We start from the raw sequence: 22,573 nt of genomic DNA on the forward strand, positions 1-22,573 counted from the left end.
AACCCTTGAAATCTATGCATCTAATGGACAAAAACCCCCTATCCGCGGACTTTAGACTTGGTTTTCTGGGAGCCGGACAGCTGGCTCGCATGTCAGGATTGCAGGCCTTCCGCTATGGCATACAAGTAGGCGTATTTTCTGATCGACCGGAGAATGAGCCTGTTCAATTTATGACCCCCCATTCCCAATCCGGCTCCTTTAGCTCGTCCGACGACCTTGCTTCATTTGCCGGGACCTGTGACGTACTGACCCTGGAAAATGAGTTCATAGACTCGGATATCCTCGCACGTGCGCAGGAAGAGAGCGGTACCCCGATTTACCCGTCACCACAGACGTTTGCCCTCATTGAAAATAAACTTATTGAAAAAAAGACCTTTGAAGAGGCCGGTATTGACGTCACGCCCTATGCCCTAATTGGTGATGAAGACGCTTTAGAAAGTTTTGGTGCCACACACGGCTGGCCATACCTGTTGAAATCATCCAAAGGCGGCTATGACGGCTTTGGCAATGAGACGGTTCACCAGCTTGAGGATGCCCGTGAAGCATTTGACAAACTGGGAGGCCATGACGGCCACGATATCATTGCAGAAGCCTTCGTTGACTTCACCCATGAACTGGCCGTACAGGTTGCCCGCAATGAAACCGGCCATGTTGTCTATCCCTGCTGTGAGACGGTACAGGAGAATCACATCTGCGTAGCCCTCAAAACCCCGGCCCCCGTAGCCCCCGCCATCCAAGAGAAAGCACGCGAAATTGCTGTGCATGCTACAGAGGCTATTGATGGGAAAGGGCTTTTTGCCTTTGAATTTTTCCTGACCCCGGAGGGGAAGCTTCTGCTCAATGAGTCGGCTCCCCGTCCCCACAACTCGGGTCATTACACCATCGAGGGCTGTGTCACCTCCCAGTTTGAAAATCACGTCCGTGCTGTAATGGGACTTCCCCTCGGGGCAACGGATCTTCGAAAACCCGCGGTGGCAATGATTAACCTGCTGGGTACCGACCAGCGTGATGCCCAAATTGATCACGCCCTGGCTAGCCTGCAGGCATCCGACGGGCACCTGCACGTTTACGGCAAGCTCGACAGCCGGCCGGGACGAAAGATGGCTCATTATACCCTCCTGGGAAATGAGATGGAATCTACTTATAAAAAAGCACGGGAAGTTACCCGGGCCATACGGATATAGTTGAGATTTTAAATCAGTACTATCAGAACATCAGCACTAATACGTAAAATCGACCAATATTATGAGCAAAGAAACGCCTTTGGTAGGTGTCATTATGGGCAGCGACAGTGACTGGCCCACAATGAAAGACGCCTGTTCCATCCTTGAAGAGTTTCATATTCCTTATGAAAAGAAAGTGGTTTCGGCCCATCGCACACCAGCCATGATGGCTGACTATGGCAGGGAAGCCCGCAGCCGGGGCATCAAAGTTATTATTGCCGGCGCCGGCGGGGCCGCCCATCTTCCCGGCATGACAGCCGCCCATACCACGCTGCCGGTTATTGGGGTACCCATCAAGACGAGCACGCTCAGTGGCATTGACAGTCTCTACTCCATAGTCCAAATGCCCAATGGAGTTCCTGTTGCAACGGTGGCTATCGGCAAAGCGGGCAATGCCGGGCTACTGGCTGTACGCATGCTGGGCATGGACAACCCGGAACTGGCCGAAAAACTATCGGCCTATCACAGGCAAATGGCAGAGGAGTCGGAGAAAAAAACGCAAAATCTGACGTAGCCGCTCCCCTCTTCCTTCAATACTAAGAGCGAGAACCCGGAACTACCTGCTTTTGGCATACGCCTGCATTGTCAGGTAATATTTTGTGAGCATGTTCTTGCGTTCCCAGCCGGGAATCTCCCCGTCGGCAAGGTATTGCAGATACTGCCGGGTCACCTGGGCAAAATGGGCCTCGTGACCCACGCGGTGCTTCTCGGGGATGACAACCTGCCAGCCCCCCGGAGCTGTAGTCAGTGATACGCCCGAATAATCCCGGGCAATATCATCAATAGCTTTTTTCAGGGTCTCTTCGTAGGCCTCACCCCCGTTCCCATCCAGCGGTTCAACATAGAGCGTGGGTACGTAGTTTTGTTCCTCCCCCTGCCGGATGACCAGGTTGGCCTTGCTCCCCCGCATGATGGAATAGTGCGTATCCCCGGTACCTTCAGGAGCCTGATAGTTCCATTCAACGGAGACTTTGCCGTGCACCCCGTTGACCTGAAAAACGAAAGAACCATTGGCAAAGACATTCAGATTGTTTTCATCATCAAGATCTTCCTTCAGATAATCGGGGTACGACTCCATCCGGGTCACCTTTTGGAATTCAGTCGGTGTCATTTCCGTAGCCCAGCGATCGGCCTGTACAACCTGAACATCCGTCGTGTCAATGCCCTGTCCCGGGAAGGTTTCCCAAAGGATAAGATCAACCAGGTGCGTGGAAACATCCACTATGGCTTCACCCTGCTGGTCCACATCAAAAAACCAGCCCGGACGGGTGAGGGGCTGCCCCGAAACGTATTTAAAGAAATGATGCACACTTTCTTTGGTGATGGCGGGATTTTCAGGGGTCCCCTCCACAATTGATCCAAAAACATCGGCATTCATGGAAAGCCTGCGCTGTAGCAAGGTGGTGATCTCAAACCGTTCTGTCATGATATCATACAGCAGTATACCATCTTCCTGAGCCTGGGCCAGGGCCTCCCTGAGCATGGGAAAATCCTCCGGTTTAATAACCATGGGTTTGTCCGCGAGTACATTCAAACCGGCGTCAACCGATTGTTTAATGTAGCTTGTCTTCTGGGCATTGTTACCTGCAAGCACCACCACATTGCCCGGCTGCTCCTGAATCATTTTTTCAAAGAAGTCGGGACCGGTATACACCTTTTCAACCCAGTTTGTCGGATTTTCCTGACGACTGTTATACTGCTCAATCCGATCCAGGTGTCGTTCCAGCCCGTCCGAGCCTTCGGGGGCATATACATACGCCACCGAATCCACCTGGTCGTATCCATACTTTTGAACCAGACCGGCATGAAAATGGCCCGGATCCACCGTCATAAGCTTCACCTCTTTGTCGGCACCGGTAAATGGTTTTTTATCTTCGGGCTTTTCCCCGGATTCGGATCCTGAGCATGCATAGGTCATAACCGGGATTAATAAAAGAATCATATATTGCCTTGCCAATGAATTGTACATTATTTCCACCTTCGATATTTTGGCCTTGTAACTTAGTATTCCTCTTCATTCAGCTGATGCGGCCAGGGAGCAGTGCCGTATGCGATATGGCAATCGGTACTCCACAAAACCGTTGCCGGCTTACTGGGCAATCCGAAAGGATCAGGGTGAAACGATGAGCACCATCCCGATCTCCGGGCCGCATAAAGTAACACATCAGCATTTAATATGATAGCTGCCGATAATCTCCGATTTACAGCTGAAGCTGTTCAATATGCTTGATGCCCCACGGGGATCGCTGAGTGCGGGAAAGCATGGCATTTGCCTCATCATCATTTTTAAACCGTTCGTTGACCGGGTCCCACTGTAACTTCCGCGGCAGCTTCATGGCAATGTGAGAAATCAGGCAGGCACTGCAGGAACGGTGAGCCACCTCGGCCGGGGCCACCGTCCGTTCACGTGTTTTAATGCACTCCAGCCAGTTCTTGTGCTGCTCCTCACTTTCGTAAAGATGTGTTTCATGCTCTCCTATTTCTGATTTCAGTATTGCCGGATCACTGGCCTGGAAAGGAGCGGCCTGGTTCGCGTCGCCGCTGCCGGGGTCACTGTCCGTAACGCCTGCATCGCCGCGCCTGACATAGATCCACCCGTCTGAGCCGATGAACCGAACGCCCTGTTTGTTATCACCGCCAACCGTCATCCTAATCCCATTGGCATATTGGGCCGTGACCCTAAAATTGCCATGCACATTCCACAGGCCCCGGTAATTGGGATCATCGGTTGGAAACCGGGCTGTTGCCTCCAGTTCAACCGGTCCGGTATACTCGGTATTCATGCCCCAGTGAGCCGTGTCGATATGATGAGCGCCCCACCCGGTGATCATGCCTGCACTATAGGCTTCGCAGCGCAGCCATCCGGGCCGCGAGTAGTCATCCTCGGGATGAACGCGCTGCTCTGTATAGGGAACATCGGGGGTGGACCCCACCCACATATCATAGTTCAGATTGCCCGGTGCCGGCGTGGGCGAAGGATTTCCCCCGCCAGGATCGCCGGGAAGTCCGACTTCAACCCGCCGGAGCTCGCCAATCCGGCCGTTGCGGACCAGCTCGCATGCTCGCTTGAACTGGGGCCAGGGATTGACCGAACGCTGCTGGCTTCCGATCTGAAATACGGTTCCCGTGCGATGAATAATATCACTCATCGCACGCCCCTCCTCCACCGTCAGTGATGCCGGTTTTTGCAGATAGATATCCTTGCCGGCAAGAGCCGCTTCAATAGCGGGCCGGGCATGCCAGTGGTCTGGTGTACTGATGATAACAGCATCAATTTCAGGATCCTGCAGCATTTCCCGGTAATCCTGGTATACATCCACATCTACATAATTTTTTTTATTCTTTTCCTCAGCATAGTACTGTTCAATGAATTTCTTTCCTTCAACTGCCCGGTCCATATCCACATCACTGACCGCAACAACGCGCGCTACATCGTTATCCATCGTCGATGGCAGGTCGTGGGCTTTGGCAATACGGCCGAAACCAATCTGTCCTATATTAATCTTCTCACTCGGAGGATTGGGCCCCAGCACCGAAGCCGGCACGATGGAAGGAGCAAAAAGCAGCCCGGCAGCCCCCATGGCCGATGTTTTCAGATAATCACGACGTGACATTGTGTTACTACTGTTAGTCTGTTGGTCCATATTATCTCCTGTCAACTTTTAATCTTATGTGTATGTAATATTATCATTTGAAAGAACCGCCTGTCACGGCCCACTGGATGCCCCCCAGAACATGGTTCATAAATACCGGATCGTCATAATCCTCAATGCTGTGACCGAGACTGGTGTACCAGGAACGCCCCCCTTCAAACTCATGGTACCAGGCCAGCGGAAAGGTGTCGCCGAATACCTCTCCCGGATAGTCTCCCTTCTGATCATCCTCAACCGTGCTCATATCAGCATGCAGCAATACCTGAACCTCCGGATTCAACTGTTTTAAATAATAGCACTCGTCCTCGCGCACCCACGGATCCGTCAGGAATGAGGTAGACGGATGGTCATTCTCCGTGACCTCAACCGAAAACTCCTGGAAAGGGGCGTGCCGGTAGAAGGTCCCCCCCACCAGACTCCAGAACCAGGGCCAGTCGCGTTCCGATCCGGAAGCAGAATGAATACCTACAAAATTACCTCCCGACTCCATATATTTCTGGAGAGCCTTTTCCTGTGCTTTTGTATTGAAAATGTCATTGTTGGTATTTGAAAAGATCAGGGCATCATACTTTTTCAAATTCTCCTCGGTAAAATCGGAGGGATCCTCCGAGGCATCAACCGCGAAGCCATGCTTTCTTCCGAGCTTCCGAATCGCCTCGATGCTGTTGGGAATATTCTTGTGCACGTATCCTTCTCCGTTCCTGGTGTACACCAGAACCCGGCTCCCGGCCAGGCCCGTGGGCTGTACCTCCACTTCCGGCGGATTTGCAAAATCCTGCCAATACCGTTCGGCGTCAACACTGTCAATCTTTCCGTCATATACCATCATACGGTACTTGAGACTGTAACTGTTGCCCGGCCAAAGCGTCCAGTCCTGTTCCTGGACCGGATTGAAGTTGAAATAAACATTTCCTTCGCCCCCATTCGCACCGGTGGGCCAGATGCGCAACTGCTCCGGAAAATTCTGGTTCCCGGGATGGGTCATGAATAAAATGCCCGATGTCCCCCCTTCGGAAACACCGTTAATGTCGGTCCAGCGTGCCCGCGTGCCATTGCCATTGCTTTTATTCTTTCCAGCCGATGTCAACAAGACAGCGGTTTCATCATTCCATTTCTCGGTCGCCCGAAGACTGAATCCCTGGTAGCGATAGGCCTTGATGGTAACCGGAGAATCCGCTGCCGGATTCAGAGTTGAAATAAAATCAATCAGCCAGATGTCCTGCTCCGGGTCGGCATTCCAGGCCTTGATCTCCCAGCTTTCATTTAAAGCTACTTTCTCGCCGGAGGGTGCTCGCAGGTCAATATGATTGAGGAATGCTCTGAATCCGCCGTATATATCACCCTCTGTCGTTTGCGTCAGGGCCTTGTGACGAACGGTTCCCTCTCCATCACCGAGGTTCCAAAAATCAATCTCGCGGCCCTCAAAGCTTGTCTTGGTCCACGGGTTCCAGATGCCGTAGTGATGGTAATGATCGGAAGGCTGGATCCTTGTAAGCACTTCTCCCTCCGGCGTCCACAGCGGGTGGATATAGCCGCTGCGGGCATAAAGATCTGAAACACCATCGGGCGGCGGCTTCGGAACATAACGATAGCTGAGAACCTTCTGATCGTCAACGTTCAGTGTTAATGACATGCCGTCGTCCGAGATCTGTACAGAATCGGCGGGAGAAGGCGCCCTTCCTTCGCCCTCACTCTTCAGGATATAATTGCGGTTTCTTCCCCGGGGAGTTTCTCCGCCCAGTATCCACCGAAGTCTCTTTTCATCGCCACTTTCATCGAGCTGCGAGGCGATCGCCACTTCCTTTCCGTCCACAACCTCATAGAGCTGCAGTTCCTGTCCGGTTTGCAGGCCCAGGGACATCCCCTCAAGAGAGACCCCCACCGGGGTGTTCATCCGGTGATGGTCCCCCGCTTTAACCGTAAAATGGGCAATTTCCCGGGACTGGCCCCAAAGACTGGAACCCAGAGCAAGGGTGAAGAAACAGCTAATAATTAAAGATGATAAAACGTTAAACAGGCTCCTTCCGATTTTATTCATAACACTGGTTGATCTCATTGCACGTTGCTAATAACTGTCCTGCAAATACAAGCAGGACTGTTAAGGGGTATAATATAGAAGATTAGATATCAGCGTAAAATTAATAACCCGGATTTTGCTCGTACGTACCAGAGGTGCGATTGAGCTGTGTTGCGGGTATAGGCCGCAACCGGTGGTATTCCTCAATATTATCACGGGATTCCTGCAATCCGGCATAATTTCTGACCCGTTCAAGCAGCCTACCCGTTCTTTTGAGGGTAATCCACCGCTTTTGTTCGCCGTAAAACTCCCTCCCCCTTTCGTTGAGGATAAAATCCAGCGAAACCTCTCCCGCCGTTATCGCCATGCTGCTCTCATGGCCCGGCCAGGCCGCCCGCCTGCGCACCGCATTGATATGATCGGCCGCCTGCTGCAGGTTGCCCATTTTGAAGTGGGCCTCGGCTGCAAAAAGATAGGCTTCGGCAAGGCGATAGACGATATAATCCTTGTTGCCGGCCGGTTCATTGACCGACGGCCGCTGGAAGTCATCGTGCTTTATCAGGCTCGGAAACATATTAATATTATCCGAAGTATGGGATGTAGCCCACGATATCAGGTAGTAGCTGGTCGCCTCCTGCTGCTGTCTGACCTCGTCCTGCGTCATATCCGGTTCAATGTGGATGGCCGTGTCACCAACAGCCGGATTGGAGTTGGGCGCATCGGGAAATTCGGGAATGGACGAGGCATCATTGTAATACCATGTGTCCTGGAAGCTTTTGTCATACCGTGAATCCTGGTCTATGGGACGAAAATTCTGCAATGCGAAGGGGGTCATCTTGAAGCGAATCCAGGGGCGGCCATAGCCAGGAGCCAGGCTCCGCACCAAACCGTTGCTGTAGGTCTCGTACCACGGGCGATAATACAGGTGGCTTCGATTGCCCGGCCCGTTAATCAGCGGATCTTTCCCATACTGTACAGCCCAGATAATTTCGGCGTTCTGTTCGTTATCATTATCGAAGATCATCTCGAAGTCGTCCAGCAGCGAAAAACTGTAATCATCAATAACGCTTTCAGCCAGTGCGGCCGACCGGCTGAAGTCTTCGCTCTCGGCATAGTCCTGGTATCCCCTGGTCAGCAGAACCTGGGAAAGCAGCATTTTCGCCGCCGGCTGTGTTGCCCGTCCCCATTCCTCCTGCGATGGGGGAAGGCTGTTGACAGCAACCTCCAGATCACTGACAATTTGCTGGTAAATTTCCGGCAGGGCCGTGCGGTTAGCCTCCGTTTCGACCCCCTCTGTTTCCTCCGTTGTAAGGTGTACCGCTCCAAAATGCTGAACCAGGTTGAAATAATAGTGCGCCCTCAGGAAATGCACCTCCCCGAGTCTTCTTTTTTTCAGTGCATCGTCTATACCTTCCAGTTTTGACGCACGGTTGATGGCGGCGTTACAGGTATTAATACCTACATAATAGCTGTTCCAGATGCTTTCCATCGGCCAGGCTTCCGAGTTCAAACCGGCATCGTACTGGTTCATATAATGATAGCCTCCATGACCTGCATTCTGGACAAGATCCGTTCCATATTCGGTAAGATTTCCTCCCTGTTCCGCGCCGTAGAAATCACGAAGGGGCTCATAGGCTGCGTTGACAGCATCTTCAAACCCACCGGCAGTGGTAAAATGATTTTCAGCCGTTACATCGGATACGATCTCCTCCTTCAACGCATCACAGGACACTGCTGCGGTGACCATCATCAAAAAAAGCGATATGTAAATTAATTTCTTCATAACTTTAACTCCTAATCATTAAAAATTAATATTGACTCCGAGGGTATACAGGCGGGTGGTCGGAACATCGGCTTCGATCCTTCCGCCATATTGTTCGGGATCAATATTCCCCGTTTTGGAAAACAGCAGGGGCGTTTCAGCATTGATATATATACGCATCGAGCGGATCCCGATATGCTCCACTGCGCCCGGAGGAAGGTTATAGCCCAGCTTCACATTTCGCACCTTCAGAAACGATCCGTCCTGGTAAGCCTGGGTTGATCGGTACAGCGGATATTCCCTGCTGGCGTCGGGTCTGGGATGCCTGTCGGTGGGGTTGTCAGGCGTCCAGTAATCGACGTCCAGATTGTTATAGCGGCCGTTAAGCGCAGTGTCCTTATACTCGTTAAAGATCGTCTGTCCCGTGCTCGCATACAGGAAAACCAGGAGATCCACGCCCCTGTAACTGAAGTGGTTGGCCAGCCCCCCGCTCCAGTCGGGCATATCCGTACCCAGGATCACGCGGTCCTGCTCGTTGATAGTGCCGTCCCCGTTTTGATCCTTGATTTTAATCTCGCCGGGATCCTGCCCGTAGGAATCCGCCTGCGGAGCCTCATTCTGTTGCCATATGCCGATTTTTTCATAGTCGTACCATACGGTGAGGGGTTCCCCAATGAACCACTGGTTACCGACATCATCCTGCTTGTTCCCATACAAATCAACAATTTCTTCCCTATTTGAGGAAAGAGTCAGATCACTGCTCCAGCTGAACCCGCCGCGTCCCTGGTCTATGATGTTCTGGCTGCTGAGCGTCAATTCGATGCCGGTGTTCCGGGTCTCGCCTACATTTTCAAATACACTGCTGAACCCGGAGGTAATGGGCAAGTTTCGTTCCAGAAGCATATCGGTGGTCGTTGTTTGGTAGTATTCAATGCTTCCCCTTATTCTGGACTCCCAGAGCCCGTAGTTCAGCCCGATATTCAGTTGCCTGGATGTTTCCCACTGCAGATGGGCATTGGATATTTGACCGGGCCGGTATCCATAACCTGCATTTTCGCCAAACTGGTAGGTCGTCCGGGTCAGGGTACCCTGTGTCTGATACGGGTCGATTGCCGTATTGCCGGTGACGCCGTAACTGAGGCGCAGCTTCAGGTCCGAAAAGAGGGACTGCCCAGACATAAATGGCTCTTCAATTATTCGCCAGCCGACAGCAGCGGAGGGGAAAAAGCCCCACTTCTTTCCCTCCGCCAGCCTCGAGGAACCATCCGCTCGACCCGTAACCGTTAAGAGGTACCGGTCATTAAACTGGTAATTTACCCGACCCATGAACGACATCATCGACCACTCTTCGTAGTAACTGCCATAATCCTCGGCCGTACTCGCCGTCCCCAGATTATGATATTTCTGGGTCTCATAGGGAAGTCCGGAAACCGCTATACGATCGGTCTCGTACTGGTCTGACTGAATACTGAAAAGCCCCGTGGCTTCAATATCATGCCTGCCGGCAAAGGACTGCTGGTAATTCAGAATATTCTCGAGGGTATAGGCAAACGATCGCTCCTCATCCTTGCGGGCATAGGGAACGCCCTCTCCCCGAGCCGTTGTCAACGTTCCCTGGAATATCCCCCTGCGCCGCGAAGACAGGTCCGGACCAAAATTCAACCGATAACTGAAGTGATTCGAAAGGTCATACGCTCCAAAAATATTACTGAAAATCCGCATGCGGTTTCGGTCGTCCAGCATTTTTCCCGCAACCAGATCATTCAGCGGGTTGGCAATCAGGCCGTCGTCAGTGGGACGAAAGTCAAGGGTTCCGTCCTGTTCGTACGGGTTGCCCAACGGATTCATGGCAACAGCCGTCCCGTAGGGATTCGTGCCATATGCCTGTACAAAACGGGACAGCAGTGTTGAAGTACCAATACGGAATCGGTCACTCACATCATGATCCAGGTTGATACGCAGCGTGTACCGATCAAAATTCTGTCCCGGAATAATGCCCGTTTCATTAAAGAAATTCCCGCTTACCGCAAACTGCGTATGTTCATTGCCCCCCTGCACCGTCAGCTGATGACTCTGCTGGTACCCGGCGTCATCAGTGACCAGATCGGGATAATCATAGGTAGCCCCCTGCTGAATCGCCTTCATCTCCGGATCTGTGAATATGGCCTCATCACTGCTGTAGGAGTCCGTGGCACGAAATCCCTCTCTGCGCATTTCAGCAAACTCGTGACCGCTCATCATATCCGGTTCCTCCAGCTGGCGCGAAACTCCGAAATAGCCGTCGTATGAAACAATAGTCTTATGGTTTCCGCCGCGCTTGGTAGTCACCAGGACTACGCCATTGGCGCCCCGGGAACCGTAGATGGCTGTGGCCGAAGCATCCTTCAACACCTCCATGGACTCAATATTCTGGGGATTGAGATCGTTTAAATTACCACTGAACGGAATACCGTCAACTACAAAGAGGGGATCATTGGAGGCCGTAAGGGAGCGTCGCCCCCGAACCCGGACGGTGACCCCATCTCCCGGCTGGCTGCCCGACTGGGCTACCATCACGCCGGCGGCTCTCCCCTGGAGGGCAGAGGCGGCATTACTTACCGGAACCTCGGCTATCTGAGCAGAGGAAACGGAAGAAACGGACCCCGTGATGTCCTGCTGCTCCTGCTGACCATAGCCGACCACCACAATGTCCTCGCCTACAATGGCTTCCGTGACCAGTTCCACATTAATACTGGTTCTCTCGTTTATGGGAACCGTCTGCGTCTGAAAGCCCACAAAGGAAAACAAAAGTGTGTCCGTCTTTGACGGAACAGTAATAGAGTATTTCCCGTCGGCTCCGGTTGAAGTACCCGCGGAGGTACCCTGAACGGAAATATTCACCCCGGGAAGCACTTCTCCCGTCTGACTGTCAGTTACAACCCCTGAAACCGTATGTTCCCGGGATGACTTTTGCATAACAGGAAGTGTATCGAAGCCAATGACCTGCATTGGTTGAATCAGTACAAGCCCCATTATCCCAAGACAAACTCCACAGATGTGCCTTATAACACGGACACCCTTCATTATCCCATCGGTATGCATAATATCCCTATATCGTTGAATTTGTATTAAAACCCGTCAAAGAGAACTTCTGCATGACGGCTGCCGGTTAAACAATATTAAAAATCTTTTATTCATGCAACCGATTGCGTTAATTTCCCCTTTTTCATCCAACCGTCGTCTATTTCTTACAGGTTCATTACCTGAACAATCGTAATTTATTAGCATAAGGAGGAGTCAACCTATATAAAGCTTCAAAAAAATTGAGCTATACATTCCTGGGACGTATATATAATAACACAATCGGTTGCATAGTTATCATCTTCATAGTACATTTCTTTTGACTTTTTTACAGGTCAAAGAAAATGTTTTGCGCTTTCATATTATCGTTATTTTACCATGTTGGCTTGTATACCGTCAGTCCATTTTAGTTTTAATCATTCTTCAACCGATGCCCGACCATTCGCAAAAGCAGGACGTTACCATTTATGATATCGCCGAGGCCCTGGGAGTCTCTCCTTCAACCGTCAGCCGAAGCTTGAAAGAACATCCTTCCATCAGCAAAGAAACCATTCGCAAAGTCAGGAAGCAGGCCAAAAAAATGGGGTACCGCTCCAATATTTTTGCCCAAAATCTCAGGCGCCAGAAAACCAACATTATCGGGGTCATTGTCCCACGGCTAAACAGTCACTTTATGTCCTCTGCCATCTCGGGCATGGAGAAAGTGGCCAATAAAAATCACTATAAAATCATCATCAGCCAGTCGCACGAACAGGCCGTGAATGAAGCCAGTAATGTGGAAATGATGCTGGAACAGCGCGTGGACGGACTCATCGTCTCGCTGGCCTATAACACCATGGACCTGCATCATTTTGACGCTATTACGGAACAGCACACCCCTCTCATCTTTTTCGACCGGGTGGCTGATTTGCCCAACTCCACCAATGTGGTGATTGACAATTACCAGGCAGCCTACAAGATGACGAACCACCTGATTGATGAAGGCTGCTCACGTATTGTTCATATTACGGGCAATACTTCACGAAATGTCTATTCAGGCCGGCTCAAGGGGTATAAAGAGGCGCTGCTGGAACATCAGCTCAGCTACGACTCCGATCTTGTATTCATCAATGACTTGCGGGAAGAAGATGGAGAACAGGTGGCCCGAAAAATACTTGAAATGGATCAACTGCCGGATGCTGTTTTTGCATCCAATGATGTATGCGCCGTAAGCTGCATGGCCCTCCTGCAGGAGCACGGCATTGAAATCCCCCGGGATATTGCCATTGCCGGCTTTAACAATGATCCGATCTCCAGGTTTGTAAAACCTAAAATCACCACTGTTGATTATGACGGCGAACGGGTAGGCGAAGTTGTTGCCCAAAATCTTATTAACCATCTGGAGGGAGACGACCATATATCCATTACCAATACCATCGTCTTAAATTCGGACCTGATCATACGTGATTCCTCCCGCAAACAAGATGCAGGCTAAGCCGGCTGGAAAGGAAAACGGAGCTCACCACCGGTCAGACACAGGTCAGTTTTGTATTGACCACAAGTACAGGCCGTTTGGCTGCGGTCATGGTCATGCAAATCAGGCGGAGCTTGCAGGAACCTCCCGAATTACGGCACAACTCCACCCCGGGAAAAGGTTATGCGATCCGTCGTTTTGCTCCCCTGCAAGACGGTGGCAGACAGGATGCTTGAGTATCCTCAACGGCCGCCAGCCTGCGCCATCCCCCCTGCCATCTCCGCGGCAACACTCCGTCACACCCCTGCTCTACCCTACGACATGCCCCTATCGCCTTCGCGACATCTTCCTGCTCTATCCTACGACATATTCTTGCTCTACCTTAGAACATGAACCTGCTCTACTCTACGCCATGTCCCTGTCGCCTTTGTGACATATTCCGGACCACACTGCTGACCTACTCTGTACAGGAACCCAATCCTATGGGCTGTTGAAGTTGGGGGCTTTTTTTAACGGCCAAAAAGGAACCAAGAAAAGTCGATGGTTGAGAAAACTCCCGTCAGGTTGCACCGTGGCTGCGGAAAATAAGTTACCCTCATCACGGCTCTTCCTCAGGCAAAAATTATTTTTAATCCTCCGCCACTGCTCCATCTACCTAAAAACGCTGGTCCTATCGTTAGGCCGGAAGGTTGTTAATCCGTCATGAAAGCGAGAAGTCCCGTACGGGGAAAGTTCTATTTGAAATGTATGCAGAGCGTACGGCGGGTAGCTACGCAGCGCATGGGTACCAAGTAGTAATTTCGGTTTGCTTGCCTCTCATATCTCCGTCCTGTATGCTGCTCCACCAGTGGCTTCCCCACCAACTGATGTTGTATAAAACGATGGGGCGTTGCTCTTCGTTCTGCCAAAAATTATGCACATGTGCCGGTTTCGAGATATTACAACGCAGGGCGGTGTACTGTAATAACCGCTGGACTTTATCAGCCGTTCAGTAATCTTTTTTTACAGCCAGAAACACCAGGTGGTTGCTTACCGTCACCGCCCCGCCGGCGGAATCATCCCAGTGATTGACAAGCATTTTCAGCTCGCGCGGGCTCAGAGCACGCCCCTCCTTCGGTGTTGAGGCCCCGATTTCCTTCAGGTGGGCAAAAAAGTCGTACGCACTTTCAAACGTCTGCGTAGCTGTATCCTCATAGTAATCGACTTGTGAGGGCCCCACCGACATCTTGATAACCATCTCTTCAACATCAGGAAGACTGTTGCCGGTAAATGGAATTCCCAGCTCCCGGCAGTGTTTCTTCCATTCGGGAAAGCTTTCACCGCCGGGAAAGGCCGCCAGTAACAGCCCGCCCGGCTTCACTGCTTCGAACCACCGACTCATCGTGAGCGACGGATCCTCGAACCACTGCGCGACGAAACTACTTACCACCAACGCGTATTCCTGCTCATCAGCAGGCAGCTGCTCAGCATCCAGAACTGAAGCATCCAGGTTTTTAGCATCGCTTAATTTTTGCCGGCATCGGGCAACCATTTCCTCCGATATGTCGGTAGCCTGAATGGTTCTCTCCGGGTAAAGTTCCAGCAAACCTTCCGTCAGGAAACCAGTACCGCATCCCAGCTCAATAACAGGCCCCGGCGGGATAATCGCCTGCCATGGCTTCAGCGAGGCCACCAGCCGGTTAGCCACCTCTTTTCGCAGCTCGGCCTGGGTATCATAAACCTTCGCCGCAGTCCCGAAACAGTTACGGATCCGTCGTTTTACCTGCCGGTAAGCAGTTGCCGATGATTGTTCTTCGTGATTCATGGAAACCTGTCTCTCGCTTTCCTCCGAACCGGATTACCGTCGCGTTAATTCTGCTCTGTGAGTGCTCCAGATCCCCCCTGCCAGGTCGAATCGCTTGAAAATGTACGCAGCATCGTACGGAACTGTCGTACGAAACGCCGCTTGTCGTACTTGGGAGCGAACTGTCCAAATTCAAGGATAAAAAGCCGGTCTGTTTCTGAATCATAGATCGTAAAATTGACAAACGGTCCTCCCATGGCGTCGTGGGTCATCCGCCAGGTTCCCAGCGTCTCATGTACCAGGTGCCCATTCATCCGGAATGATTCAGATTCAACGGGTCGCGCGTACTCCGTGGTTACGTAGGAACTGTCCCGCGTGCCGCGGATCCACTGTTCCATGAGGGAATCGCGCTTGGCATTGATCCAGTCGTCGTCCAGGTAAGAGATATCGCGCACATCCTCTTTCCACCAGGCCCAGAACCAGCGGTTATTCTCAGGCAGCGGTCTGCGCATGGTCAGAAAATGCTGCTCCTCCCCATTTTTAGTATAAGTGGTATCAATATTTTTCATCCAGTCGTGCTGTATACGGATTTTCCACCCGTGTTCCGTCCAGATACTGTCGGCAAGCATCGTCTGTTCGCCCTGCCCATAAATCTCTTCTTTCCAGCGCTGAAACTCTTTGCTGAGTATATTATCGGTCAGGGTTTTCTCTGAATTGCGGATCTGTTCCGCTAATGCCGTATCACTGGGGGCGGTCAGGATCATGGACCACTGGTCTTGATACCATTTGTCCTGCAGCGGAAAGGCAAAGGATTCGCCGTTGCGCACCTGGGCCTCCACCTCGTCGCTGAGCAGCGCGCGTATCCATTGAGAGGTATTGGTGCTGTCATCGATAGGTGCGGCGATAATAATGTTTTTAAATCTCTTCAGCTGATCCAACTGGTCATTGTTTCTAAAATCTCTGAATCGCAGGTTAAAAAGCGGCTGGGGTGTGGGAATAGTATAGATACCCTGGCCAAAAGTCTCCCGTATGGCATCGGCCGTCTCACTTTCCCACTGCGTGGAATCCATCACCACGATGGCTTCGCCAAAACCACCCCGTGCCTTTTGCCGGTAATCACCTTCACAGCCCAGCCAGGCCGCTGCAATGACCAGTAGTACCGTAACTTTTGAAAATAGGTTCATAGCAACTCAATCTGATTGAAATTATAACTTACCATACTTCAACGAATGAACAAAAGCAAACACCTCATCCTTCCATCCTTCTTCAGGATAATGGGCTCTTATGGTATCTATAAGGGCACTTCCGACAATGAAGCCGTCCATATCGCGGGAAATACGCTGGGCGTCCTCATGCGATTTAATGCCAAAGCCAACCATTTTCGGATTGCGGGTGACATTCGTTTTAACGCGTTCAATAAACCGCTGTACCGACTGGGCAACCTCATCGCCTTCACGGGCTCCCGTGACGCCAGTAACAGAAACACAATATACAAAACCCTCTGAATGGGTATCAATCCTGCGCATACGCTCATCCGAGGTATTGGGAGCTACAAGGTAGACAATGGGGAGCCCGTGGGCCCTGGCCTCATCCACCATAATCCCTGATTCCTCAAGGGGGATATCAGGGATGATCAGTCCGTCTACACCGGAGGCGGCTGCCCGCTCACAAAAGCGGGTGACCCCATACCGCAGCACAGGATTAATGTACCCCATCAGGATAATCGGGATCTCAGAGTGTTTGCGCACCTCCCGGACCATATCAAAAATTTTATCCATGGTGATGCCCTGTTCTATGGCTACATTGCTGGAATATTGAATGGTCGGCCCATCGGCCAGGGGGTCGCTGAAGGGCATCCCAAGCTCTACAAGATCAGTACCGTTCTCTTCAAACCCCAAAATAAGCTCAACAGTCGATTCCAAATCGGGGTAACCGGCCGTCAGGAACAAGCTCATTATTTTGGATGAATCGCTGTGTTGTTCAAAAAGATTGTTAATTCTATTTTCCGTCTGAATCATGACTCTTCTGTTTTATACTGTGAAATTCCGGTTGCAGGACACTGCCTTTTTCCTGTTGACCGACTGATGCACTGCATTACAAGTTTTTGGAGATCGTTCCCATATCTTTATCACCACGGCCTGAACAGTTGAGTACAAGCAGTTCATCCTCCGTGGTCCTGGGCATCAATTCCTCCAGGTAGGCTACGGCGTGGGCCGTCTCGAGCGCCGGAATAATGCCCTCCTGCTCAGATAACAATTTTACGCCCTCCATGGCCTGTTCATCGGTAATGGGGGCATAGATTACGCGGGAGGAATCCTGCAGGTAGGCATGTTCCGGGCCAATACCCGGATAATCAAGTCCTGCACTGATCGAATGTGCCAGCTGAATTTGTCCCTCTTTATCATGCAGAAGATAACTCAGGGAACCATGGAGCACGCCGGGATCCCCAATAGTAAGGGTGGCAGCAGTCTGATCGGTATCGGCACCCAGTCCCGCTGCTTCCACGCCATACATTTGAACCTTTTCATCCTCAATAAACGGATAAAAGAGACCTATAGCGTTGGATCCGCCGCCCACGCATGCCAGCAGATAATCCGGGAGCCTTCCTTCGACTTCCTCCAGCTGTTTCCTGGTCTCATCACCGATGATGCGCTGGAAGTTTCGCACCATCTTGGGGTACGGATGCGGACCCACCGCCGAGCCGATGATGTAGAATGTATCCTCTACATTGGTCACCCAGTCGCGTATCGCCTCATTGGTAGCATCCTTCAACGTCTTTGAACCGCTTTCAACCGAACGCACTTCGGCCCCCAGCAGTCGCATGCGTTCCACATTCAGCTTCTGGCGCTCCATATCCTCGGCTCCCATATACACGATACAGTCGACCCCGAATTTCGCACAAGCGGTAGCTGTGGCAACCCCGTGCTGGCCGGCCCCCGTCTCAGCAATAATCCGCTCTTTTCCCATACGCTGTGCAAGCAGGATCTGCCCGATCGCATTGTTAATCTTGTGAGCCCCCGTATGGCAGAGATCCTCGCGCTTCAGGTAAATCCGCGCCCTGCCGTAATAGTCCGTCAGCCGATTGGCATAGGTCAACTTTGTCGGACGGCCGACATAGTCCTGCAAAAGATCCAGATAGGTATTTCTGAATGCCTCGTCATTCCAGGCCCTGTTATAGGCTTCTTCCAATTCCTCCAATACGGGAATCAGAATTTCCGGAACAAACTTTCCGCCAAAATTACCGAAGTACCCCTCCTTTGTTGGTAAATTATATCTCATAGCCGCCATAGCTTTTTAACCTTAGTTGCTGGTATTTAGAAGTTAGAATATTTATAGATAACACCTATAACCATTTGATTTATTTACAATTCACCCATTTCCTGCTGCTCCCAAATGGTCCGCATTTCATTCATAAATGCTTCAACCTTGTCGTAATCCTTCTTCCCCGGCTCACTCTCCAGGCCGCTGGCCACATCCACGGCATAGGGGTGAACCAGCCTACAGGCCTCATGAATGTTTCCGGGGGTCAGTCCTCCGGAAAGAAAAAAGGGAAGGTCGTCGGTAATCTCATCCAGCAGCTGCCAGTCAAAGGTTTCACCTGTACCGCCCCATTGCCCTTCCAGCTTCGTATCAAATAGCAGGAACTCCACATTGCCCAGATAGGGTTCAATACGCTTCTCGATATCCTTGGGCTGGTCGCCCCGGCCGATATGGATAGCCTTGATCACCGGCTTGTCAACAAGATGACAGTAGTCTGGATTTTCATTTCCATGAAGCTGTACATAGTCAATTCCTGTCTGCCGGCTGATCATGTTCACATCGTCCAGCGGCTGATTGACAAATACCCCCACACACTCCGGGCCCTCCACCCAGTTTATGACCGCCCCTGCCTTGGCCGGGGTGATATGGCGCTTGCTGTCTTCATAGAAAATGAAGCCCAGATAATCGGCCAAGGCCCCCGATACAAATCGGGCATCTGCCAGGGTGGTAATACCACATATCTTGACTTTGGATCGTTCCTCGGGATCTGCAAACATCGGTTCAGCTCGTATGATTTATAAGTTGCTGTAATTCCTGTTTCATCGCACCTACGGCTTCACCGGGATTCGGCCGGCGCATGAAGTGTTCGCCTATAAGGGCCGAATGAATACCTTCATTGAATAAAAAATACAAATCCTCAGCCGATCCCAGTCCGCTTTCAGAAACCAGGACCGTTTCTTCCGGGGCCTGCTGCAGGATCCCCACCCCCCGGTGCAGATCCACCTCAAAGGTTCTGAGATCACGATTATTCACTCCCAGAATGTCAACAATATCGAAAGAAAGACGGTTAAAATCTTCTTCGGAATAACATTCAACCAGCGCCTGCATTCCAAACTCCCGCGTGGCGTGGAGCAGTTCCTCCAGCTGCTGGCCCTCGGTGATTGTAACAATCAGCAATACCGCATCAGCACCATAGGCCCTGGCTTCCTTAACTTGATAGGGATCAATAATAAAGTCTTTGCGCAGCAATGGGATAGAAACTTCTTCAGAAGCTTCTTTTAAATACTTTAAGTGCCCCTGGAACGCCGGCTGGTCGGTAAGCACGGAGATGGCCGAGGCCCCTCCCTCCTCGTACTGACCTGCTATCCTTCGCGGATCGAAGTCCCGGCGGATAAGTCCTTTTGAAGGCGACGCCTTCTTGATCTCCGCAATAATGGAAACATCCGATGGGGTGTTCAGGGCCCCTTTAAAATCTCGTACCGGCTGTTCATACATCTCATGCGACTCCAGATCCTTAAAGCTGACTTTTTTTCTGCGCTTTTCTAAATCAAGGGCCGTCTGTTCTACAATCTCGTCAAGTATCGTTGCCATAATGCTAAATCTGCGCTACCTCGTTTGTTACTTCCACATACCGCTGCAATGCTTTTTCTGCTGCGCCTGAAAATAGACTTTCCTCCGCAAGCGATTTGGCTTCGGACAGGTCGTCGGCTTTGCCGGATGCGTGAATAGCGAAAGTAGCATTCAGCAAGGTAATGTTCTGTTGCGGCGCTTCAGCCCTGTTTGCCATGATAGAACGGATAATGTCGGCATTATATTCAGCGTCCCCCCCCTGCAGTTCCTCAAGATCGGTCCAGCTGAAGTCGAGGGAGCGCGGATCAAAGGTTGTCGCCTCCTTCATCATCCGGTTGGTCAATTCATAAATCTCGGTCTGGGCACTCAGGCTCACCTCATCCAGTCCATCATGGGCATTCAGCGTATAGGCAAACTCGGTATCCAGGTTGGCCAGGATGCGGCCGATCTTGCGGGCGATATCCTTGTTGTATGCTCCGATCACCTGTCGTTTGACCATTGCAGGATTCAGCAACGGACCCAGAATATTGAAAAAAGTGCGAATTCCCACGGTTCGCCGGGCTTTCATCACATGTCTCATGGCCGGATGAAAATTAGGGGCAAACATAAAAACAAGACCTGCCTCCTCAAAAACCTGTTCAACCTGCTCCTTCTGAAGGTCTATTAGCCCGCCCAGTGCTTCCAGAACATCAGCACTGCCGCTTTTGCTTGACACACTCCTGTTGCCATGCTTCAGCACCGGAACACCGGCTCCGGCCACGATAAACATCGAGGCCGTGGAGATATTGAACGTTCCGGAGCTGTCTCCCCCCGTCCCACACAAGTCTACCGCACCCTCGGTATCCACCTGGGGTTTAATGGCGGCCTCCCGCATCACTTCCACAAAGGCCGTCAGCTCTTCGATGGTCTCTCCCTTCATCCTCACCGCTGTCAGGAAAGACGCAATTCGCTCATCTTCAACCTTCCCCGTGATGATCAACCGCAGGGCATGCCTCGCTTCTTCCAGGGTTAGATCACCATGGTTGACCAGCTTGTTTAAGATTTCAATAAAATCCATAAAGCATTATATATTATAAGGTTACAAGTTATACCTTAAATTATTTTTGTACCTTCTGTTCCGTTTTCATGTCCATCCAGTTCTTTATGATATCCGGTCCTTCCGTGGTCAGAATGCTTTCCGGGTGAAACTGGATGCCTTCAACCGGGAAGGTCCGGTGCCGAATGCCCATGATCACCTCATCATCACTGTGCGCCGTAACAATCAACTCGCCGGGAATCTGTTCCGGATCCAGAACAAGGGAGTGGTAGCGGGTAGCCGTAAACTCATTAGGGATATCGCGAAAGACAGACTTCCCGTCATGCCTGATCGTGGAGGTTTTGCCATGCATCAGTTTTGGTGCATGTATGATCTTTCCGCCATAGACTTCCCCAATGGCCTGAAGTCCCAGACAGACTCCCAAAATTGGCGTATCGGGCCCCATTTCTTTAATCAGGGGCTCTGTAATGCCTGCATCCACCGGACGTCCAGGACCCGGAGATATAAGGATTTTATCCGGCTTCAGGGCACGAACCTCTTCCACTGTGAGCACATCATTCCTGACGACCCGGTATTCGTCGGTATGCTGGGCAATAATATCCACCAGGTTGTAGGTAAATGAATCGTAGTTGTCAATGATCAGGATCATAAGTCATTCGGTTTAGATAGCACCCCAGGTTGTTGACACGCTGCAGGGCGCATGTCGTTAATCAGCAAAATCATAACTTTTAAATATGCCTGTAACCTCGCGGATCGGCGCCATTACAGACTCGGCTCGCTCCCGGGCCTTTTTACTGCCCTCGGCCAGGATATCCCGGACCGTATCCACATCCTGAGCCAATTCTTTGCGTTTGGCACGGGCCTCGGCAAAATAAACCTCAATCATATCCAGCAGCTCATTTTTCGCATGCCCGTACCCATAGCCGCCTGCACGATATTTCTCTGCAATCTCATGCTGTTTCTCCTTGCCCGCAAATAGTTTAATGAGTGCAAACACGTTGCATTTTTCCGGGTCCTTTGGCTCATCCAGCGGCGTAGAATCTGTTTCTATCGACATCACCTTTTTCTTAAGGGCTTTCCCCTCATCAAATATATCAATGGTATTGCCGTACGATTTACTCATTTTTCGCCCGTCCACTCCCGGCACCACGGCTACTGATTTTACAATGTATTCTTCCGGGAGCTTGAGGTATTCATCCCCGTAATTATGATTGAATTTTCCCGCCAGATCGCGGCAAATCTCAATATTCTGTTTCTGGTCCTGCCCCACAGGCACGACATCGGAATTGTATATCAGTATATCTGCCGCCTGCAGAATGGGGTAGGTAAAAAGACCGATATTGGGCGTCAGCCCCTGGGCAACCTTGTCTTTGTAGGCAACTGCCTTCTCCATCAGGCTTACCGGGCAAAAGGTACTCAGCATCCAGGCCAGCTCTGTAACCTGCGGCACATCGCTTTGTGCAAAAAACGTACATTTTTCAGGATCAAGTCCCAGGGCAAGGTAATCCAGGGCGATATCAATCGTATTTTGATAGATCTCTTCCCCATCGTTTATTGACGTCATGGAATGGTAGTTGGCGATAAAATAAAACGCATCCCCCTTTTCCTGCATCTGGATATGCTGGCGCAAAGCCCCAAAATAGTTGCCAAGATGCAATTTGCCGGATGACTGAATGCCGGATAAGATAGTTTTCATCTGTAATCAGTAGCTCATTTAAAAATTATCGTTTTTCTTATAAAAGACCTTCTTCCATTC

The 22,573-nt window shown here is 51.1% G+C and carries 17 protein-coding genes; 3 read left to right on the top strand and 14 right to left on the bottom strand.

Going from position 1 to position 22,573, the window contains the following annotated elements:
* Positions 1 to 23 precede the first annotated feature (23 nt).
* The gene (locus FN808_RS02510; RefSeq protein ID WP_142713231.1) at positions 24 to 1,184 is read left to right on the top strand and encodes a 5-(carboxyamino)imidazole ribonucleotide synthase; all 1,161 of its coding nucleotides are present in this window, start codon (positions 24 to 26) and stop codon (positions 1,182 to 1,184) included.
* Between the two features lie 61 nt (positions 1,185 to 1,245).
* A complete protein-coding gene (purE, locus tag FN808_RS02515; RefSeq protein WP_142712976.1) occupies positions 1,246 to 1,737 on the top strand; it encodes a 5-(carboxyamino)imidazole ribonucleotide mutase in 492 nt (163 codons plus the stop codon).
* A 42-nt stretch (positions 1,738 to 1,779) separates the two neighbouring features.
* Here the strand turns inward: purE and FN808_RS02520 are convergent, their stop codons facing one another.
* The 5 genes from FN808_RS02520 to FN808_RS02540 all read right to left on the bottom strand — a co-directional run bounded on the left by FN808_RS02520 (position 1,780) and on the right by FN808_RS02540 (position 11,610).
* Positions 1,780 to 3,165, bottom strand: a complete 1,386-nt coding sequence (locus FN808_RS02520; RefSeq protein WP_221929883.1) for a putative oxidoreductase C-terminal domain-containing protein — start codon at positions 3,163 to 3,165, stop codon at positions 1,780 to 1,782.
* 259 nt (positions 3,166 to 3,424) lie between these two features.
* Entirely contained in the window at positions 3,425 to 4,837 is a 1,413-nt protein-coding gene (locus FN808_RS02525; protein WP_142712978.1) for a Gfo/Idh/MocA family oxidoreductase, read from the bottom strand.
* A gap of 73 nt (positions 4,838 to 4,910) precedes the next feature.
* The gene (locus tag FN808_RS02530; protein ID WP_185958213.1) at positions 4,911 to 6,914 is read right to left on the bottom strand and encodes a ThuA domain-containing protein; all 2,004 of its coding nucleotides are present in this window, start codon (positions 6,912 to 6,914) and stop codon (positions 4,911 to 4,913) included.
* Between the two features lie 100 nt (positions 6,915 to 7,014).
* A complete protein-coding gene (locus tag FN808_RS02535; RefSeq protein WP_142712980.1) occupies positions 7,015 to 8,676 on the bottom strand; it encodes a RagB/SusD family nutrient uptake outer membrane protein in 1,662 nt (553 codons plus the stop codon).
* Positions 8,677 to 8,694: 18 nt separating this feature from the next.
* Positions 8,695 to 11,610 (bottom strand): SusC/RagA family TonB-linked outer membrane protein, encoded by a 2,916-nt coding sequence (locus FN808_RS02540; RefSeq protein WP_185958214.1) that lies wholly within the window; start codon positions 11,608 to 11,610, stop codon positions 8,695 to 8,697.
* A gap of 535 nt (positions 11,611 to 12,145) precedes the next feature.
* Here FN808_RS02540 and FN808_RS02545 point away from each other — a divergent pair.
* Positions 12,146 to 13,189, top strand: coding sequence for a LacI family DNA-binding transcriptional regulator (locus FN808_RS02545; RefSeq protein WP_142712982.1), 1,044 nt, complete (start codon positions 12,146 to 12,148; stop codon positions 13,187 to 13,189).
* Positions 13,190 to 14,156: 967 nt separating this feature from the next.
* On the opposite strand, the gene FN808_RS02550 is transcribed toward FN808_RS02545, so the two are convergent.
* The 9 genes from FN808_RS02550 to trpS all read right to left on the bottom strand — a co-directional run bounded on the left by FN808_RS02550 (position 14,157) and on the right by trpS (position 22,513).
* Complete coding sequence (locus FN808_RS02550) at positions 14,157 to 14,972, bottom strand: methyltransferase domain-containing protein (RefSeq protein WP_142712983.1); 816 nt, start codon at positions 14,970 to 14,972, stop codon at positions 14,157 to 14,159.
* A 44-nt stretch (positions 14,973 to 15,016) separates the two neighbouring features.
* Positions 15,017 to 16,135, bottom strand: coding sequence for a DUF4837 family protein (locus FN808_RS02555; protein WP_142712984.1), 1,119 nt, complete (start codon positions 16,133 to 16,135; stop codon positions 15,017 to 15,019).
* A gap of 21 nt (positions 16,136 to 16,156) precedes the next feature.
* On the bottom strand, positions 16,157 to 16,969 hold the full coding sequence (gene trpA, locus FN808_RS02560) for a tryptophan synthase subunit alpha (protein WP_142712985.1): 813 nt from the start codon (positions 16,967 to 16,969) through the stop codon (positions 16,157 to 16,159).
* A gap of 76 nt (positions 16,970 to 17,045) precedes the next feature.
* Entirely contained in the window at positions 17,046 to 18,239 is a 1,194-nt protein-coding gene (gene trpB / locus FN808_RS02565) for a tryptophan synthase subunit beta (RefSeq protein ID WP_434084125.1), read from the bottom strand.
* Between the two features lie 74 nt (positions 18,240 to 18,313).
* Positions 18,314 to 18,988, bottom strand: a complete 675-nt coding sequence (locus FN808_RS02570) for a phosphoribosylanthranilate isomerase (protein WP_142712987.1) — start codon at positions 18,986 to 18,988, stop codon at positions 18,314 to 18,316.
* A 4-nt stretch (positions 18,989 to 18,992) separates the two neighbouring features.
* Positions 18,993 to 19,802, bottom strand: a complete 810-nt coding sequence (gene trpC / locus FN808_RS02575) for an indole-3-glycerol phosphate synthase TrpC (protein ID WP_142712988.1) — start codon at positions 19,800 to 19,802, stop codon at positions 18,993 to 18,995.
* 4 nt (positions 19,803 to 19,806) lie between these two features.
* Positions 19,807 to 20,838 (bottom strand): anthranilate phosphoribosyltransferase, encoded by a 1,032-nt coding sequence (gene trpD, locus FN808_RS02580; RefSeq protein WP_142712989.1) that lies wholly within the window; start codon positions 20,836 to 20,838, stop codon positions 19,807 to 19,809.
* Between the two features lie 40 nt (positions 20,839 to 20,878).
* Positions 20,879 to 21,466, bottom strand: a complete 588-nt coding sequence (locus FN808_RS02585; RefSeq protein ID WP_142712990.1) for an anthranilate synthase component II — start codon at positions 21,464 to 21,466, stop codon at positions 20,879 to 20,881.
* A gap of 57 nt (positions 21,467 to 21,523) precedes the next feature.
* Complete coding sequence (gene trpS / locus FN808_RS02590) at positions 21,524 to 22,513, bottom strand: tryptophan--tRNA ligase (protein WP_142712991.1); 990 nt, start codon at positions 22,511 to 22,513, stop codon at positions 21,524 to 21,526.
* Positions 22,514 to 22,573: the final 60 nt, after the last annotated feature.

The sequence above is a fragment of the Fodinibius sediminis genome, from assembly GCF_900182555.1.
GTDB classification, from domain to species: Bacteria; Bacteroidota; Rhodothermia; order Balneolales; family Balneolaceae; genus Fodinibius; species Fodinibius sediminis.

Bases quoted from the DNA above. Each gene is read 5' to 3' on its own strand.
- FN808_RS02510 (WP_142713231.1), top strand. From the start codon at position 24: ATGGACAAAAACCCCCTATCCGCGGACTTTAGACTTGGTTTTCTGGGA.
- purE (WP_142712976.1), top strand. From the start codon at position 1,246: ATGAGCAAAGAAACGCCTTTGGTAGGTGTCATTATGGGCAGCGACAGT.
- FN808_RS02520 (WP_221929883.1), bottom strand. From the start codon at position 3,165: ATGATTCTTTTATTAATCCCGGTTATGACCTATGCATGCTCAGGATCC.
- FN808_RS02525 (WP_142712978.1), bottom strand. From the start codon at position 4,837: ATGTCACGTCGTGATTATCTGAAAACATCGGCCATGGGGGCTGCCGGG.
- FN808_RS02530 (WP_185958213.1), bottom strand. From the start codon at position 6,914: ATGAATAAAATCGGAAGGAGCCTGTTTAACGTTTTATCATCTTTAATT.
- FN808_RS02535 (WP_142712980.1), bottom strand. From the start codon at position 8,676: ATGAAGAAATTAATTTACATATCGCTTTTTTTGATGATGGTCACCGCA.
- FN808_RS02540 (WP_185958214.1), bottom strand. From the start codon at position 11,610: ATGCAAAAGTCATCCCGGGAACATACGGTTTCAGGGGTTGTAACTGAC.
- FN808_RS02545 (WP_142712982.1), top strand. From the start codon at position 12,146: ATGCCCGACCATTCGCAAAAGCAGGACGTTACCATTTATGATATCGCC.
- FN808_RS02550 (WP_142712983.1), bottom strand. From the start codon at position 14,972: ATGAATCACGAAGAACAATCATCGGCAACTGCTTACCGGCAGGTAAAA.
- FN808_RS02555 (WP_142712984.1), bottom strand. From the start codon at position 16,135: ATGAACCTATTTTCAAAAGTTACGGTACTACTGGTCATTGCAGCGGCC.
- trpA (WP_142712985.1), bottom strand. From the start codon at position 16,969: ATGATTCAGACGGAAAATAGAATTAACAATCTTTTTGAACAACACAGC.
- trpB (WP_434084125.1), bottom strand. From the start codon at position 18,239: ATGGCGGCTATGAGATATAATTTACCAACAAAGGAGGGGTACTTCGGT.
- FN808_RS02570 (WP_142712987.1), bottom strand. From the start codon at position 18,988: ATGTTTGCAGATCCCGAGGAACGATCCAAAGTCAAGATATGTGGTATT.
- trpC (WP_142712988.1), bottom strand. From the start codon at position 19,802: ATGGCAACGATACTTGACGAGATTGTAGAACAGACGGCCCTTGATTTA.
- trpD (WP_142712989.1), bottom strand. From the start codon at position 20,838: ATGGATTTTATTGAAATCTTAAACAAGCTGGTCAACCATGGTGATCTA.
- FN808_RS02585 (WP_142712990.1), bottom strand. From the start codon at position 21,466: ATGATCCTGATCATTGACAACTACGATTCATTTACCTACAACCTGGTG.
- trpS (WP_142712991.1), bottom strand. From the start codon at position 22,513: ATGAAAACTATCTTATCCGGCATTCAGTCATCCGGCAAATTGCATCTT.